The following is a 17,073-nucleotide window of genomic DNA, read 5'->3' on the forward strand; positions in this document are numbered from 1 at the left end:
TTAGTCGGCCCACAGTGATATATTCCACCAATTAATGGTCAGTTTTTCTGCTGGCAAAACTCTTGCTGATATAAAGAGAGGGCCGTCACATTTAGAGATATCAATATTAATGTAGGAGGTCTGTTCAATTGGAAGATTTTCTACGACTGGGAAATTGATATTGGACGGCTCACGCCAGATATGTTGAGTATGTACCCAAGACCCAGTATCATTGCTGCTGCAGGTAAGCCGATACTGTATGTAGAGGCTAACTGTTCTTTGTGGTGTAATAGATGGTCCTGCAGGGTTTTCGCATCTATCAGTTGTGCCACGAACATGAATTTGTACGGTGCCTGTTTTATTTGGGAAGTAACCTTGAAGTTCAGTCAGCGTTTGAAATGCATTTGAAAAATCCAGAGTATCCCTTTTTTGACCAGCTCCAGGTCTGGTGGGATATTTTACAGCCGTTGTTCCAACTTCTCTGTTACCCAGCTCAACTACGGAGTAGCTCATGAAGTTGTTGCCCATTTCATAGGGAGGATTGCGCGGTGAATCCCAATGACACTGAGAACGCCACTCAACAAATTCATTTGTCGACTGGAAAGTCGTAGTGTATTCGTTCCACCAACCTCGACCGATCTCGTGGATAGCGCCATCGGCGACCACATTCTGATACCAGACCAATTGTTGATCTTCCGCCTTCAGAGGAGTACACATCAGCCAAGCAATCAACGGTAGACTTGTCATCACAATTTTATTTCTCAGCATTTTCTTTCCTATCTTACGTCAGTTATACCAGTATGTTATCTATAACCTGGTGCGCCGGGCGAGATTCACTTGGTAAGGGACACATAGCAGGGAGTTTTATTGCAGCATCCATAATGTCCTGTGATGATTGGTTGGCACTTGGGGTGGTACAACCTCTACACGATATAGTTTTCGAGGAGTCGCAACGGCCGTTAGCACAAGTGATCCTGAAAGTGAAAATGAGGGTAACGATTTCAAGAATTTGAGTATGGAAATCCCTCTAGTAAGCTTTTCAGAGGCTTGATGTTTAGAGGGTTGGCTCGAAAATCTTATTCAGCGAAAAAAGTCGGCTGAGCGAATTTGGCTCTAAATATGTATGTCCAATGCAATTTCACTTAAGAAAACGTGAGGTTGCGGACAATGTGGAGCATGATGGGAACCGCGTTCGGATCTATTGGACTTATGTAACAAACCCAGCTGCTTAATCAGCGAGCATTTTGCGAATTTTTATCGCAGTATGTGCATGCCGCCTAGTGGTTTTTGGCAGGCATCAGGTCAACCGCGGAGCCCAGCAAACTGCGCATCCCAGGCCTCCTGATGACTCACCTCGATCGTCTCCAGACCCGCATCTTCAATCGTTTCCAGCAGCAGCTCAAAAAAATCCGGCGCCTGGCGGCAGCGCATGAGCCCCGGGGCGGCCAGAGGTTCCGGCAGGCTGGAACGCAGATAACTCCAAAGAAATCGCAGCCGACTGAAGGCTACCGGTGACAGCGTCCGCGGTTTCAAACTGTCCTTTTGAAGCAAAAGAAAGGGAACCCCGAACACCAGATTGGTGAGTTCCACCGTGGCCTTCTCCCAGGCTCCGAAATCCACGCCACAGATCGAGCCCAGGCGCCCTCGGACGACCCTTTGAAAAAGCTTTCCGGCATCGCGCAGAAAAATTTCCTGCAGCAGGGCATAACAAAATAAAGCATTCACAAAGACCAAGGCTGGCATTCGGGTCTTCGTTCCGCTTTGCAGTTCACAGAAAATCCAGGGATTCCGCAACAGCCCGCGACCGATCATCGCACCGCGAATATCCGGTGCGGTGGACTGCAGCCTTTGCCAGCTCGTCCAGCCCCAGACATCACCCGACGCGAAAACAGGAAGCCGGGTGCCCGAAGCCGCGCGCTGCACCTCGGTCCAGCGGGCCTGACCTCGATAGCCATCGGCTCGGGTGCGGGCATGCACAGTCAGTCGGGCCAGAGGCAGGGCCGTGAGCGCGGCGAGGAGGGCCGGAAATTCCGCATCGCTTTGCACGCCGAGACGCATTTTTACCGCCAGGCGTCCGGGCCCCAATTCCTGGGATAAAGTTTCGATGGAACGCGCAAAAAATTCCGGATCACTCAGCATGCCGCTCCCCGCATAACGTCCCATGGAATTCGGGGAAGGGCAGCCGCAGTTGATTTCAATCACCGGCGCCAGCGTGGGAGGAATAAAGGCCGCGGCTCGCAGAAACTGCTCGGGTTCCCCGGTAATAAATTGTGGCACGAGTTCATAAGGCAGAGCCTCACGCAGCTGCATCAGTTCAGGGATGAAAGTGTCCGGCAGCGCCGACTCGGGAAAGGCACGCGTGACCTTTAAAAAAGGGCTGGTCATCGCCGGCGGCTGCGAGGTCATCGTCAGCCAGAGGCGCATCGGAAAGGTGGTCACGCCCTCCATGGGGGCCACACTGAGTTCGGGAAGGCGGACCATCGACTTATCCTGGTGGTTGCAAAGGAAAGATCTGCATATTGAAACGAATCAGGGTATCACCCTCTTCCGTTTCCAGTTCAGAAAAATAACGAAAGACATCCTTCTTGAGGCGTTTGATCACTTCCACATAGGTCTGCCGCCGCACACTCATGGTGGTCGATCCAAAGCAGGACATCGTGGTATCGCCCTGCCATTTGCCAACATTCTGATAGGCGTCATGAATGGATTCCTTCAAGTAGGTGAGCATGGAATCCTGTTCGCTCCCCTGGATCGTCAGAAAACGCTGGGTGCGCTCGGTGCGTTGCAACACTCCATCCCGGCGTTTGATCAGACCATTCAGAAGGAGTGTGCCGATGGCCGTCTGGACTTCGCGAAAGCGGGCCTTGCCGAAAAAATCGATCAGTTGCCGCTCGGTCGGGCAGCCGGCGAAAAGATCGAAGGCACAAAGGATATCGGAAGCCAAAAGATTCATCCCATGTTGCAGCTGAATGCTGGTGAAGCGATCCCTGAGATAATAATGCAGTGCCTTCAACTTCCCTTCCACCTCCTGCCGGGCACTGGCCGACGTGGCTTCCTCCAACGTCAAGAGGAGTTCGAGGTAATCAGTCAAAGGGTCATCCTGCGTGAGCAGCTGCAGCAGGGACCGGCGCATCCGGGCGGGTATGGCCCGCTCGCCGCGCAGCATCAAGGACAGCGTGCCGCGCGATTTCAAACCGAGCCGCCGGGCGATATAGGCCAGAGAGAACTTGGAATCCAAAGCCTTGCGAAAGGCAAAAACCTGCTGCAGTGCCTCCTTGCTGGAAGCCGCGCGCAGGACGATGAGTGTCAGATTTTCGGTGTTCATGCTGATTTGACTAACTCCGCGTACATGCGAAACATCCGGCTGTTCCCTGGTTCGGGACCATCTTCACCCCTCATGGGTAAATTACCGTATGTTTGCAGATTGAAAACATTTTCATCCATCCTGGACTCAGGCACCTTTACGGACAAGCCCTGGCTCCGGTATCCAAAGGACAGTTGATACCATGGAGCGCGAGGATTTGCTTATGAAACGGTTGCCATTGCTCTTCAGTCTGCTCGGACCCTGGACCCTGACCTCTGGGCCGGTCCTGGCCAGCCAGCCACCCACCCCATCTGGTCGTGGGACTCTTTGGTCCGCTTGCTCAAAAAATTTACTCCTGCCATGCACCTCATCAGAAAGTTGATTTATCGTATCCCTACGCTCCGCTCTGCCGCATTCTCGTCACGCATGCGGAAGGACTTTCCTGCTACCGGCGGTGAGCTGCGTTACGTGCCCCCTTATACATACGGTTTCGTCCCCCACTTTGCCGATGAAAAACTTGCGAGCCTGAGTCTGACGTTGAAGGGCGACAGCGAAGAGCGTCTGCGTTTTCTGCTTAAGGAGGCAGCATGCCCCCGATTGAACGCCTGGGAATTTGCCGGCAGCAATTTACCCTGCGCATATCAGGTGGAACACGATCGCGTGCAGGATGTTTACTTTCCCGATGATATTTTTCCCCAGGGGGTCGCTGTGGGCTGGGGCGTGGTTCCCGAGTAGCAGTGGTCTGCTTGTTGCAAGTTGCTCCTTGATTCTCTGCGACAAGGAGCAGAACCATGCACAAGCATCAGTTAAAAGGCGCCACGGTCGTTGTCACAGGAGCGTCGAGCGGCATCGGCAAGGCCACGGCCCTGGCTTTTGCGGCGGAAGGAGCCTTCGTTGTCGTCGCGGCCCGGCGCGCGCGTGCGCTGAACAACGTGGTCCACGAAATTGAAAGAAAGGGTGGCCATGCGCTGGCGGTGCCGACGGATGTCACCGATCCGGCGGCGGTGGAACAGCTGGCTCAGATCGCAGCGAATCATTTCAACGGCCGCATCGATGTCTGGTTTAATAATGCCGGCGCGGGTGCGATGGGCGCCTTCGATGAAGTGCCCCTCGCCATCCATGAGCAGGTGGTGCGTCTCAATTTGCTCGGCTGCATTCATGGTGCGTATGCGGCGCTGCCTTTTTTCAAAAGACAGGGCTCGGGAGTGCTCATCAATATGAATTCCGCCGGAGCCTGGCTGCCCACGGCGTATGCGGCTGCCTATAGCGCCAGCAAATTTGGACTGCGCGGCTTCTCGGAAGCGCTGCGTGCCGAGCTGAGGGAACAGCCGGACATTCACGTCTGTGATGTCTTTGCCAGCTTTGTCAACACACCTGGTTTCGAGCACGCCGCTAACTATACCGGTCATATTTTAAAACCGGCTCCTCCCGTTTACAGTCCATGGAAAGTCGCACGCACCGTGGTAAAGCTGGCCCAGAACCCAAAAGCCCGACGCATCGTCGGCTGGCCGGTGAACCTGGCTCGACTGGGTTACGTGCTGGCACCGGCCTTTAGTACCTACCTTATGAAGTGGAACCTCGATCATTACTTCAAAAAAGCGCAGCCTATGCCATTGACCGAAGGCCATATTCTTAGTACCACACCTCAGGGCCAGGGTGTGTTTGGCAAAACGCGCCGGTCGGGGGCCGGTGCTGCGTTGCTCGCTGCAGCAGCTCTGATCGGTCTGAGTACAGCGCTTCATAGGCTGCAACGCTCGGCGCGGCTCAAAGTTTCCGGGGACACCATGCGACTGGGAACTTCGTTTTCTTAAACGGATCCTGTGAATCGGTGAGTGAGATCGGCCATATTAACTAACTCATTCACCAGGAATTGTGCGGTGCGATCCTTGCATTTCGTTGTCTCGTGGTCTGCTGGTTCCAGCGGTCTGGCGTTGTCCGTGAAGGACGCGAAGTTCAGGCTTGTGGGTGATCAGCAGTAATATAAAAGTAGGCTGGAGGATTTGTATGAACATGAAGTTGGTCAACAGTTTGGTCTTGGGTATTCTGACGGTGGAGGGAATTGCATACAGTCAGGATCAGATGCGCGAGTGCCGCGTGCCCTTTCAATGGGACAGCGCCGAAGTCCCGTCTCAGGCTGTGGAAGACTGTGTGAGCACGCTCCGCCTGCAGGCTGCGACACAGGAACCGCTGCAGATCGTCGGTTCGGCGACACCGGAAGGAACGACGGAATACAATCAGCGTCTGTCCGAACGCCGCGCGGAAAATCTGAAGACAGCTCTGCTTCAGCGCGTGCCGGAACTGCAGGTGGAAGCCCGGGGCATCGGTGAAATTCCTCAAAATGGTCTGGTCGCACGCATCGTGGTGGAAGAGCCCACTCCGGAATCGCAAGCCGTGGCTGAAGAAACCATCGAGCGTGAAGAGCTGACCGCTGCTGTTGGAACCAGCGACGTGACCGCCACCGCCACTCCAGCTATCGGTGGCAACTGGCGCGTTGGTCCACGCCTGGGTATGGACCACAGCCGTGTGGAAGAGAAGGATGACTACTTCGCTCCAGGTCTTGATGTCGCCTACGTTCCCCAAACCGGCATTCAAAACCTGCGCGTGGAAGTCGGCGCCATCGGTAACGTTTACCTGAAGGGTGATGATCAGGAAATGACTTCGCTCCACTTCGCACCCATGGTGGGCTATCAAAGCGCTGGCGGTCTGATCGCCGGTGTTCGTGGTCTGGTTGGTGCGGTGCAGAGCGATATTTCCGATGACACTCTCGATGACGCGGGTGCTGAACTGCGTCTGGGCCGTGAGACACGGACCTGGTCGGCGTTCCTGGGTGCCGGTCAAACCGAGAACATCGATCGCATCGGTCTCGATATCGGCTGGAGATTCTAAAACGTGCCAGCGAGGTGCAGCTCCTGCGAGCTGTTCACCTCGGGGCTTGAGGGTTAAACAACAACCCGCAGACGTTTCGTGCGGCTGGCAAACTCATCATGGATCTCGATCCCGATATCGGCGAGACGTCGCCGGTTGAGTTTGTTTTGCAGCTCCACGAAATACTCCGCCTCTTCCTCTGCCACATGATGCGCAACGATCTCCTTGAGAACCTTCACGCGAGGCAGGAAAGCCGCATCATCCGCTTCGGTCTCCACGATCTTGTGCAACATGTGTTGAATGAGACTATGCTCCTCAACCGCTGCACGGGTCAGCACGGGGTCCACCTCCAGACCGGCAGGATAGAGAATTTTTTCCTCGATCCAGGTGTGAGCCTCCAGGGCGATCACCAGTTGCCGAACGAGGTCCTGACGTTTCTCCAGATTCAACGCAGAGGTGGATTCGAGTTCCGCGAAAATCTCTTCCACTTCCCGATGCTGCTGCTGCAAGAGCTGGATGGCATCGATAGCGGGCTCCATCTTCAATCGTTTCTGAGAGTGCGGCATGCTTCCTCCTTGGTGCCCAGTTTTTCCAAAAAAACGGTCAGCAAGCCCTGTGCCATGCCATGGTCTGAAACTTGCTTAATTCGAAGCAGTTCCCCCGTTTATGGAGGTATTTCCAAATGCAATGGCGAGGCAGACGAGAAAGCGGCAATGTGGTGGACCGTCGTGGAATGAAGACCATGGGGACGCTGGGCGGAGGCGGCATTATTCTGGCCATCCTCTATGCGCTCCTCGGTGGTGATCCCAGCGCCATCGTGGATTCAGGTCGGGAAACCACACCGGTGAACACCAACGATGACCAGACACGCTTTCTACGCGTAGTCCTGGCCGACACCGAGGATGTCTGGAATCGAGCCTTCCAGGCTGTCGGCCGCACCTATCAGGAGCCGAAGCTGGTGCTGTTCAGTGGTCGTGTGCAGTCAGCCTGCGGCATGGCCAGCAGCGCGGTAGGACCCTTCTACTGTCCAGGTGATCAGCGGCTTTATTTGGATACTGATTTTTTTCAGCAGCTCGCCGGGAAACTCGGAGCGCAGGGCGACTTTGCCCAGGCCTACGTGATCGCGCATGAAGTGGGCCATCACGTGCAGCAGCAACTGGGACTCCTGCGCCAGGGTTCGAGTGTGGCGACTGAGCTGCAGGCAGACTGCCTGGCCGGTTACTGGGCGCGGTCCACGCAAAGCATGAATCAATCGCTGGAACCGGGTGATGTGGAGGAAGCCATGAATGCCGCGTCCTCGGTCGGTGATGATGCGCTGCAGCAGGCCAGCCAGGGTTATGTCGTACCGGATTCCTTCACGCATGGTTCCTCGAAGCAACGCATGGCAGCCTTCCGACAGGGATTTGAGGCGGAGGACTTTCGCAATTGCGATACGAATCCTGCCGGTTAACCGAACCATCGTGTTGCCGCATGGTACGGAAGTCTGAAGCCGATTTTCCGTCGTGCCTGCGCCGTCTCTTTGTTAGGATAGTGGCAAGGTGCGTTTCTGCGCCCAAGGTTTGAGGGATGACGCATGCGAATTCTGCTCTGCAATGATGATGGTTATGAAGCTCTTGGCATTCTCACACTCGCCCGGCATTTGCGGGCGCTGCAGCATGAAGTTTATGTGGTGGCACCCAGCGCCGAGCGCAGTGGACAGTCCCATGCCATGACTTTCTTTCGGCCGATTTCCACCTCGCGCATCGATGCCCATACATGGGCCGTGCAGGGAACACCGGCGGATTGTGCGGCGCTGGCCCTGCATCATTTTTTGAAGGCGACGCCTCCGGAGCTGGTGATCAGCGGTATCAATCACGGTTTGAATGTAGGCTGGGACGTCAACTACAGTGGAACCGTTGGGGCGGCCACGGAAGCCGGCCTGCTCGGTTACAAGGCGATCGCCGTCAGCGTGGATCTGCAGCGTGGAACGCCTTTGGCTTTGCAGCAGGATGCCTTTGATCGCGCCGCGCAGCTCACCTGTCGCATCGCGGCCTCCCTCGATCATTTGGATTGGCCGACCGGAGAAATCCTGAACATCAATCACCCCGGTGTGGAAGTGCGGGGCGTGGTGCAGGCGGCTTGTGCCGGTTACAACATGCACGTGCCGCAGATTATCAACGTTGAACCCGATGTGTATATGATGGGTGGCAGCGAGCGGGTGAATCGCGGAGATCCTTCGCAGGACGTGACCGCCGTGCTGGAAGGTTATGCCGCTGTTTCATTTCTGAGAGCCCGGCAGAGCAGTCCCTCCCTCAGCCCATCCCTGGATGCCCTGCTGGAGGGTTTGCGCATGGACGCGACGCCCTGATATTTCAAGCGATCCGTCGCGCCAGGACCCGATAACTGTTCGACCAGCCTGGCCTGCGAAAGAGCGGGGCCATGGACTTATCGAGGATCCGCGCGAGAATAATCATCGGCAGGCACAAAAGGAATACGGCCTTGTTCCAAAACCGCTGCAGAAATGTGGCTGGTTTGCGCCAGGGCATGTCAGGTGGCGGCGCGAGCGCATTGAGCATGAGGCCCACCGAGAAGACGAAGTCCACCGGCTGATGCGCCTCGCCCCGGTGCCAGGTCAGAGTTTCGAAGGAATGCTTGTTCAGAATGCGTTCCAGGTTTTTGGTTGACAGCATATGCTGGTGCTGCGGTTGAAACCAGGGCATCCAGAATGAGCCAAACCACTGGCCGAAACGGGATTCCGGATCGGGCAGTTCAATCAGCAAATGCCCGCCAGTGGGCAGAATCTTCGCCGCCGCTGCGATTTCCGATTCAGGATCGCGGGTGTGTTCCAGATAATGGCTCATGCTGATGACATCATAGCTGCCTTCGCTGGCGAGGCGTTCGGCGAGTTCAGGAAATAGACCGCAGATGGCCCGATCAATCCAGCCACGTTTTTCCGCGTCCAGAACGCCTTGATTGAGATCCAGTCCATCGAAGGACACGCCCGGCCATTGATCCCGCGCGACACAGCAGAAGTGCCCATGCCCGGCTCCCACATCAAGCCAGCGCCGCGGTTCGGCCTGGCCTTTTAGCATCTGCGCCCGGGCCACATAAGGGCTGCTGCCGTAACTGAAGACGACGTCGGTTCGTTCCTTGCCAAGCCCATCATAGAAGTCCTTGTAATAGAAATTGAGGCCAGCGATGGACAGACGCGGATTTTGAAAGAGATGCTGGCAGTCGAGACAGCGCGCGAGCTTGAAAACGCCCGGTTTGAATTGAATCCAGTCCCTGCTGGAGACGGCGGTTTTCAAACGCATGGAACCACAGATGGGGCAGTCGGGGCGCGGCTCTTCGAAGAAAGGCTTGATGCCCTGGGCCAGGAGTTCGCGATATTGCGTGCGACTTTGTTCGATGAGGGCCTTGCGTTCGGCCTGATCCCGACGACCGGCTGTCAGGAGGGTTCGGAAATCATAAAAAACGCGCAGGATGGCGAAGGGAAAAAGACCTTTGGTTTTGAAAGGAGTCCCGCCCAAAGCCAGAAGAGGCTGCACATGATAAGCCGCAAACGCCAGCAGTCCCGCGGTCGGAATGAAAAAAGCCCCGAGGATCACCAGAAGGAGTTGAAGGAGCATGACGGGTCGGACAAGACCACCGAAAACAAATTCCACCAGCGGACCCTGTTCACGCCAGGTCCGGGGTGAAGCCTTCAGCCAGGGCACGATCGCGAAATCCATCCCGGTGCCGGCGTATTTTTTGAGTTGATCAGCGAGACGGGCAAAGTCCACAGCCTCGGTGGGGGATTCGTAATCCGGCCCGAAACGCTCCAGGATATGGGAACGCACCAGGATCGCTTCCCCGGAACATTTCGCCGAGGCGATGCGCTCGCGCCGAAACTGTTCGGGTTGAATGGCCTGACACGCGAGCAGGGCCTCCGCCGCAGGCATGTTGCCGGGAAGCAGGACCAGGACATCCAGATTCTGCGCCTCGGCATAGGCAGCCGCAGCACGCCGTGTGGCTTCATCGAGCGTCGCCTGCGTCCGCGTGATGAAATGCAGTGTCACCGGAACCTCGAATTCTGCGCGCGGAATGACGGCCAGACTGCGGGCCCGCTTTCTCAAACGCAATCCATCGAGAACCCAGACGAGGGCCATAAAACCTGCAAAAAACAGCCAAAAACTCATACTTGCCTCATTACGTGTCAGGTTCCCGCCAGCGACTTACGAAAATAGCCGCTTAATTCGGAACGGTGCGAAAAGAAATAACCCAGGAATGCAAAGAGCAGCAGCTTCGGATGACGCTTCCAGATATCCTCGGGCGGCGGTTCGAAGCCCACATCCACGACGTTGCCTCCGGCGCGGATGAATTCATGCAGAAAACGGGTGTTGACCGTCGGGGTCAGGGTATCCGTGCAGTGACGCTGGGATAAGCCGGTGACTCGCAGGCCATGCGCTTTGGTCATCGCCAGCAGAGCCTTCTTGGAAAAAATATGCCGATGATAAGGCTGATGCAGACTCATCGCATAGCGGTCATGGTCCTTGAGTCGGATGCGATTGGCCAGGGGCGTGCCGAGATAGAGGAGACCCTCGGGTTTCAAACAGCGGAGAATTTCCTGCAGCATGAGGCCCGGATCGTCGGCATGTTCGATGACATCCTGAGCCAGCACCGCATCATATTCCGCTTCCAGTTTTTTGGGATCGGCAAAGGATTCGACGTAAGGATCGTAACCGACCGCGTGAACATAGCCCTGATCGCGCAGATATTGGACATAAACGCCAGCCCCGCAGCCGTAGTCGAGGATTTTATGATGGTGCCTGACGCCCTGTTTGACAAGGTCACGCGTGCGTTTGCGGTAAGCGATTTTGCTCCAGAAGTCGAGTTTGTGTTTGGCGAAGGGATAGCCTTCGTAATAATGCGGCAGGTTCACCTCCTCTTTCGAATGGAGCGAGCCACAGCCTGCACAACGCCAGACCGTAAATTTCTGGTCCTGAAAGGCTCGTACTATGGCCGGCACCTGGGCTTTTTCCCGTGCCTGTTGAAAATGCCCGCGATCCGGGCAGAAGGGACAGCTGAGGCAGGCATTCATCGCAGCATTCCTTTCAAAAGTTTCACGGCCTGCGCCGGACCACCACTGGCCTGCAGGATCCTTTGCAGACGCATGGCCGCGTCACGGAATTCCGGTTCATCGAGGACCCGCTGGGTGACAGCAGCAAGGTCCGCGCTCTTCACGCGATCGAAATGTACACGCAGGCCGGCTCCACTGCGGACGAGCTGCTCGGCGATCACCGGCTGATCATCCTTGATCGGGGCCACGACGGCCGGCAGACCATGCAGCAGGGTTTCACAGAAGGTGTTGTGGCCCCCGTGGAAAATCACGGCATCCACCTTTTTTAAGAGAGCGAGCTGCGGCACATAACGCTGGACGATGAAATGGTCCGGCACCGGACCCAGCATATCCGCAGGTGCGGCCAGGATCAGCTGCAGCTCAGAATGGGTGAAAGCCTCCTTGACCTTCGCGTAGAATTTCTGGGATCGCTCGGCGTTTATGGTTCCGAGAGACAAATAAACCTTGCGGCGCCTGGAGTCCAGAAGGTGCCAGGGAAAATCCGCGGCATCCTGCTCCTCGCGCAGGGAGGGACCGATAAAGTGAAAATGATCGGGTATGTGTTCTTCAGCGGCGATCAGTTCACGCACAGAGAGGATGAGCACAAGGTCATTGGAGAGATCGGGCCTTTCCCAACGCTCCAGGCCATAGCGATCCTGCACGCGTCCGAGGGTTTCGATCATCCATTCCTTGACCTTCGGCATCTGCACGATGGGATTGAAAACCGCAGCCGAAGTTGTGGCCAGGGTGGCCCATGGTAGGCGTTTCAAACGCGCGGCAAGGGCGCCTGCCAGAGCCTGCTGATCGCAGAGGATCAGATCCGGATTAAATTGATCGATGGCCCGCAGAACGCCAGGCATCATGGCATCCGTCAGGGGAACCAGAAATTCCTCGTAAAAGAATTGAAAGGATTCCAGGCCTGTAACTTTCTGAGCCTTCGCCATCCAGCTGGCATTGACGTCAATGTCCGCGGTTTCCTGAATGGGAATCAGCGGCAGATCATGCGGCAGCAGGGCCCAAACGCGCCATCCGCAACCTACCCAGGTTACGGCATGACCTTCGGCCATCAACCGCCGTCCGATGGCCAGCGTGGGATTGATATGGCCCGCGAGAGGCGGGACGATCAGCATAAATCGCGACACTTTAGAAGACCTGCCTTTCTACGTTGCCGTTCAGAGGCTCCGGCGCGAGCTGCGGATGCAGATGATGCGTCTGGTCCGCCGCGAGCTGTGGATGCAACTGCTGCGTCTGGTCCGCCGCGAGCTGTGGATGCAACTGCTGCGTCTGGTCCGGTTCAAGCCGTGGATGCAGTTGCTGCATCTGCTCCTGCACCGTTGCCAGGATTACATCACGCAGAGTTTCCGTTTGTTCCCAAAGAACGGAATGCGTGCAGCCGGCAAAGATTTGAATGCGGCAGCTGGGAAGATGCCGCGCCAAGCATTCGGCATTACCGATAATATCGGAATTCCCGCCATAGACGGCCAGCACCGGCGCTGTGATCTTTTCCAGATCAGTGTCATGCGTGTACGGGGAAGCGTAAAGATCATCGAGCAGCGTGGTTTCATGCACCAGCTCATAGGCATTGCGCGCGAGGCGGTTGCTCTTGCGCTCGCTGTGCCGGCCGAGCCAGTTTTGAAAATTGGCGGCGATCTTTTCCTGGCGGGCTTCGCCTTCCAAACGCAGGGAATTCATCATATCATCGCGCCAGACCTGGTCATTGATCTGGGCATCAATCAGCACCAGTCCGGCCGTGCGCTCGGGAAAATAACGCGCAAAATTCAACGCGAGTAGGCCACCGAAGCTGTTGCCGATCAAAATCACCTGATCATCCGGGGCGACATGATCCAAAAGTTTTTGCAAATCCGTCAGATGCTGCGCGAGCCCATAACCCTGCCTGGGGCGATCGCTCATGCCGTGACCGCGAAGGTCATAGAGCAGAACGCGAGCCTCCTGCGCCGCCTGGTTCGCAACCGTAAAAAACCAGCTGGAGAGATTGTCCATCACAAGACCGTGCAGGAACACAAGCATCACCCCAGGCCTGGGATTCACCGGCGCCAGAACCTGGTAGTGCAGCTGGACTCCATCCACACTCAAAAAACTCATGAGAAAAACTCTCCTATGGTACGCCCGAGTTCCTGCGGCATTTCCGATGGAAGATAATGACCGCCGGGCAGCCAGCTGATCTGAGCCTGGGGCAAAAGACCCTGGAGTTTACGCGGCACATCCACCAGTTTGGATTGGGTCCCGTAAACGAGCAGAGCCGGCTTTTGATAACGACCGGCGCCGGCCAGAGCCGGTTCGCGTTCGTTCCGCAGCTGGGCCAGGAGATTGGTTTCATTCAAAAGAAAATTCAAACGGGCGATCAAGCGGCGCCCCTGTCGACTGCCTGTGCCCAGGGATTTCTGCAGTTCCACAGGCAGGGCGGCCAGCATCGTTTCGGGATCGGCGTTGCGGAACTCATCCATTTCCAGGCCGCGGGCCAGAGGCACGGGGGCTTCGATACAGACGAGGCGGTTCACGCGATCGGGATAACGCAAGGCGAACTGCAGCGCGATCATCGCTCCATAGCTGTGACCAATGAGGGCGATATCCTGAAGACCCTGGGAATCCAGCAGCACCTCCAGGTCATCGACCATGGTTTCCAGGTTATAGCCGCCCGGGCTCTTCGCACTCATGCCGTGACCCCGCAGGTCATAAAGCAGAACCTCATGCCGGGCCGCGAGCTGCGACGCGAGGCTGAAGTACCAGCTCGCCATGTTGCCCAGCAAAAGACCATGAATCATCACGACCGCCGGTCCCTGGCCGAGGCGCTGATAGTGCAGCCGGGTTCCGTTGATTTCAATCAATGGCATTGTTCGATAAACCTAACCACGTCCCCGACGCGAAGATTGATGATATCCTGCAGCTCCTTGCCGGCAAGCCAGCCGGCGAAGTCGAGTTCCTTGCCATAGCGGTTCTGCAGCTGCTCTGACAGCACCACGAATTCAATGCTCTCCAGTTCCAGGTCGCGGTTGAAGGAGGTCTCGAGGGCGATCTCGCGATCATTCAAATCCACATCCTGCCCGATGATGCCGGCTATCATGCTGCGGACTTCATCGAGAATCTTCTGTTCATCATGTGATTCAAGCATCAATGCAAACCTCCAAATTTGCTCACGATAAAGGACCCGAGTCTGGTGCTCTGCACCCAGGCCTTTTGAATGCGAATGCGATCCTTCTGCCACTCTTCAATCACGAATTTTTTCGGGTCACCCTGCAGACCAAGTCCGGTGGATTTGGCGAAGGCTTCCTTGGCACTCCAGAAACGGGTGATCCACTCGGCGCGATCCTCGGCCGGCAGGAGTTGCCATTCATCCGCTGTGAAGACCGTGCGCATAAAGGAGTCCTGGCGGACCTCAATTTTTTCGATATCGATGCCCGGAAAAGCACGCTCGCTCACCATGGCCACGCCGAGATTTTCCTTGTGGGAAATGGACACGTGAAGCAGCCATTCCCCCGGCATTTCCGTGATGCAGGGCTTGCCGTTGGCATCATTCTGAATCCAGATTTCCGCAGGATAAATGTCGTGGGGATAGCCGTGGGTCCAAAGGAAATGTCGCACGGCGTCCTTGGCCGCGACGCGCCCGCAGATCCATTCCTTTTGCTTCGCGCCGAGGCCTTGATAAATTTTGCGTTCCTCTTCCCGCAGATAACGACGGGACAGTTCATGACAGATGCCGTCGCTCAAATGCTCGGGTTCAAACCACGAATAGCCCTCGCGCTGCTCCGCCATCATACGGCTGCCCGGTTTCAGGAGGAACTGCCAGTGCCGGTCATCGCATTCAAATCGCCATTTTTCCCAGGCTTCGATGCGAGCCCAGACCTGATTCTGGGAACTCACTTCCATATCGAACATGATATCGCGGCTGCGAATGCGCCGATTGCGCACGCGACAGTCCATAATGCCGAGCTGCGGCTGCGGGCCGAAGAAGCTGATTTTTTTGATACGGATCGGCATCGCATAACGATCCACCGGCAGACGCTGCATGATCCAAAGTCCTGCGAGCTGCCCGACATTATCGAGCAGGGCACCTGGCACCGGAGTGGCGCGAATTTTTCCATCGATGCCATTCGTTCCCACGCCGTCGAAGGCGGTGAGCCCTTGATACTGCGGACCGTGGAAGAGCCAGCCGTCCTGGTACACGGTGGCCAGCGGAATGGAGCTGGCCTCGGGCTCCGTGAGCGGTGGCAGAGAGCAGGCCGGAGCGGGCGGATAGCCTGGGGAAAGAACCGCCGTCGCCAGGAAGTGACCGATGATGTCCACCTTCAGGCGGCTCTGCCCATCATAGTTGAGTTCGATATCCAGTTCCTTGACCGATTCGACAGCCAACCATTTCGAGGCGGAAATATCCTCGATGGCGATGACCACGCGATTTTCCACATGTTCCTCGGCCAGTCGTCGGACGAGGTCGATGGTCGCTGTCATGGGCATGACCGGGAAAAGATCGCTGGTATTTTTCCAGCCCTTTTTTTGCCGATAGATGCAGTGATCCATCAGCTCCGGGCGATCCTTGAGACTGAGCGTATGCTTGAGCCGGCGGCGGAAGGGCTCCGTTCGATGCAGAGCGGCTGTGACCTCACGCATGGCTTCCTTCATGCTATCAAAGCAAAGCTCCATTTCCTGCATAAGGTCCAGAGCGGGCACATACGCGGCAGACTTTTCCACGGGCGGCGGGGTGATCGTTTGAGGCGTGAATTCCAGGCTGAAATCGGCACCTTCCGCAAACAGAGCGGCACAAAAGCGCTGGAGCTGCGCCAGGGCTGAACGCTGGGACACGATGGTGCTGAGCGCCAGATGCGGACGTCCCCGGAGCGTGTCATCGACAAAACCAGGCAGACTGCCGGCACCGACCTGCAAAAAGACCCGCACGCCGTCCGCATACAGCGCCTCCGTGAGCTCACGGAAACGGACCGGTTCCACCAGATGTTGAATCAGCAGTTTTTGCAAAGCGTCCTGATCGGTCGGGTAGGGACGGCAGGTGGTGGCGGACCAAAGAGGAAGCGAAGGTTCGGCAAAATGCAGGGTGCGGAAACTGCGTTCGATCACGCCGGTATAATTTTTGAAAAGAGATGTATGAAAGCCGGAACGAAAATCCAGCTTTTGACAGATCACCTTCTCCGCGCGCAGGCGCTCGATGGCAAGGTCGGCACTGGCTTCCACGCCGCAGATGATGGATTGATGCGGGCAGTTATCGTGGGAAATCTCCAGATCCGGCAGCCCTTGAATGGCAGCCCGGGCCTTGTCCACACCGCAGCTCAGGGCGACAAACACCACACCAGGAACCGGCAGCATGCCGGGTTGAAAGGCGGCGACGACCTCATCAATGGACTGATCCCCGGTATAACCGCAGGCCAGCATCGCCGCCCATTCCCCGATGCTGTGCCCCAGGACCATATCGGGTTTGATGCCGAGTTTTTTCAAAACCCGCGTGTAAAGATCGGAAGTGAAGAAGACCTCCGTGCCGCGATTTTCGAGCGAGGCATCCCTTTGCACGTTCACGGGCGGCAGCTGAAACTGTTCGGCCACATCACGGGTATCGATCGGCATCTGCGAGTCGATGCCCGGATACATGAAGGCCAGCCGTCCTCCCGATTGCAGCAGGCCCTCCGGAACAAACCAGATATCCTGGATGCCGCGACTCGGCCGGCCTTTTTCCAGCACTTTGCGGGCCCGTTCCAAACGCTCCTCGGTGGGATGAATTACCGCCAGGCGCAGAAGCCCGCGCCCGGCGGCCAAGGATTGTCCTTCACGGAGCCCTTCCATCAACGAACGGATATCGTCAGCTGCAAGCAGCAATACGTCCTGCATG

The 17,073-nt window shown here is 56.6% G+C and carries 16 protein-coding genes; 5 read left to right on the forward strand and 11 right to left on the reverse strand.

The genetic code is table 11. The features are described 5' to 3' along the window. The 3 genes from OLTU_RS14065 to OLTU_RS14075 all read right to left on the reverse strand — a co-directional run bounded on the left by OLTU_RS14065 (nt 1) and on the right by OLTU_RS14075 (nt 3,304). Nucleotides 1-726, reverse strand: coding sequence for a hypothetical protein (locus OLTU_RS14065; protein WP_218110033.1), 726 nt, complete (start codon nt 724-726; stop codon nt 1-3). A 555-nt stretch (nt 727-1,281) separates the two neighbouring features. Then, nucleotides 1,282-2,460, reverse strand: a complete 1,179-nt coding sequence (locus tag OLTU_RS14070) for a tRNA-dihydrouridine synthase family protein (RefSeq protein ID WP_141733401.1) — start codon at nt 2,458-2,460, stop codon at nt 1,282-1,284. Nucleotides 2,461-2,464: 4 nt separating this feature from the next. Further along, nucleotides 2,465-3,304, reverse strand: coding sequence for a TIGR02147 family protein (locus tag OLTU_RS14075; protein ID WP_141733402.1), 840 nt, complete (start codon nt 3,302-3,304; stop codon nt 2,465-2,467). Between the two features lie 339 nt (nt 3,305-3,643). Between OLTU_RS14075 and OLTU_RS14080 the strand changes: the two genes are divergently transcribed. The 3 genes from OLTU_RS14080 to OLTU_RS14090 all read left to right on the forward strand — a co-directional run bounded on the left by OLTU_RS14080 (nt 3,644) and on the right by OLTU_RS14090 (nt 6,169). After that, nucleotides 3,644-4,018, forward strand: a complete 375-nt coding sequence (locus tag OLTU_RS14080; protein WP_218110034.1) for a hypothetical protein — start codon at nt 3,644-3,646, stop codon at nt 4,016-4,018. Nucleotides 4,019-4,074: 56 nt separating this feature from the next. Continuing rightward, on the forward strand, nt 4,075-5,094 hold the full coding sequence (locus OLTU_RS14085; protein ID WP_141733404.1) for an SDR family oxidoreductase: 1,020 nt from the start codon (nt 4,075-4,077) through the stop codon (nt 5,092-5,094). Between the two features lie 193 nt (nt 5,095-5,287). Further along, nucleotides 5,288-6,169 (forward strand): OmpA family protein, encoded by an 882-nt coding sequence (locus OLTU_RS14090; protein WP_141733405.1) that lies wholly within the window; start codon nt 5,288-5,290, stop codon nt 6,167-6,169. 53 nt (nt 6,170-6,222) lie between these two features. On the opposite strand, the gene OLTU_RS14095 is transcribed toward OLTU_RS14090, so the two are convergent. Beyond that, nucleotides 6,223-6,714 carry a hemerythrin domain-containing protein gene (locus OLTU_RS14095; protein WP_141733406.1) on the reverse strand — a complete coding sequence of 164 codons (492 nt, stop codon included), beginning with the start codon at nt 6,712-6,714 and terminating at the stop codon, nt 6,223-6,225. Between the two features lie 116 nt (nt 6,715-6,830). On the opposite strand from OLTU_RS14095, the gene ypfJ reads away from it, so the two are divergent. Both ypfJ and surE read left to right on the forward strand, forming a co-directional pair. Next, entirely contained in the window at nt 6,831-7,598 is a 768-nt protein-coding gene (gene ypfJ / locus OLTU_RS14100) for a KPN_02809 family neutral zinc metallopeptidase (RefSeq protein ID WP_141733407.1), read from the forward strand. Between the two features lie 123 nt (nt 7,599-7,721). Further along, a complete protein-coding gene (gene surE / locus OLTU_RS14105; protein WP_141733408.1) occupies nt 7,722-8,495 on the forward strand; it encodes a 5'/3'-nucleotidase SurE in 774 nt (257 codons plus the stop codon). 4 nt (nt 8,496-8,499) lie between these two features. Here surE and OLTU_RS14110 read toward each other — a convergent pair whose 3' ends face one another. From OLTU_RS14110 to OLTU_RS14140, 7 genes are read right to left on the reverse strand one after another with little or no spacing between them, the layout of a single operon-like run. Further along, complete coding sequence (locus tag OLTU_RS14110; RefSeq protein WP_141733409.1) at nt 8,500-10,305, reverse strand: class I SAM-dependent methyltransferase; 1,806 nt, start codon at nt 10,303-10,305, stop codon at nt 8,500-8,502. A 17-nt stretch (nt 10,306-10,322) separates the two neighbouring features. Further along, entirely contained in the window at nt 10,323-11,207 is an 885-nt protein-coding gene (locus tag OLTU_RS14115) for a class I SAM-dependent methyltransferase (RefSeq protein WP_141733410.1), read from the reverse strand. After that, entirely contained in the window at nt 11,204-12,367 is a 1,164-nt protein-coding gene (locus tag OLTU_RS14120; protein ID WP_141733411.1) for a glycosyltransferase, read from the reverse strand. The genes OLTU_RS14115 and OLTU_RS14120 overlap by 4 nt, the downstream gene beginning before the upstream one ends. 1 nt (nt 12,368) lies before the next feature. Further along, nucleotides 12,369-13,328, reverse strand: coding sequence for an alpha/beta fold hydrolase (locus tag OLTU_RS14125; RefSeq protein WP_141733412.1), 960 nt, complete (start codon nt 13,326-13,328; stop codon nt 12,369-12,371). Further along, on the reverse strand, nt 13,325-14,077 hold the full coding sequence (locus OLTU_RS14130; RefSeq protein ID WP_141733413.1) for an alpha/beta fold hydrolase: 753 nt from the start codon (nt 14,075-14,077) through the stop codon (nt 13,325-13,327). The genes OLTU_RS14125 and OLTU_RS14130 overlap by 4 nt, the downstream gene beginning before the upstream one ends. Next, nucleotides 14,068-14,355, reverse strand: a complete 288-nt coding sequence (locus tag OLTU_RS14135; protein ID WP_141733414.1) for an acyl carrier protein — start codon at nt 14,353-14,355, stop codon at nt 14,068-14,070. The genes OLTU_RS14130 and OLTU_RS14135 overlap by 10 nt, the downstream gene beginning before the upstream one ends. After that, entirely contained in the window at nt 14,355-17,072 is a 2,718-nt protein-coding gene (locus OLTU_RS14140) for a 4'-phosphopantetheinyl transferase superfamily protein (protein WP_176736615.1), read from the reverse strand. The genes OLTU_RS14135 and OLTU_RS14140 overlap by 1 nt, the downstream gene beginning before the upstream one ends. Nucleotide 17,073: the final 1 nt, after the last annotated feature.

This window comes from Oligoflexus tunisiensis (genome assembly GCF_001748245.1).
GTDB classification, from domain to species: domain Bacteria; phylum Bdellovibrionota_B; class Oligoflexia; order Oligoflexales; family Oligoflexaceae; genus Oligoflexus; species Oligoflexus tunisiensis.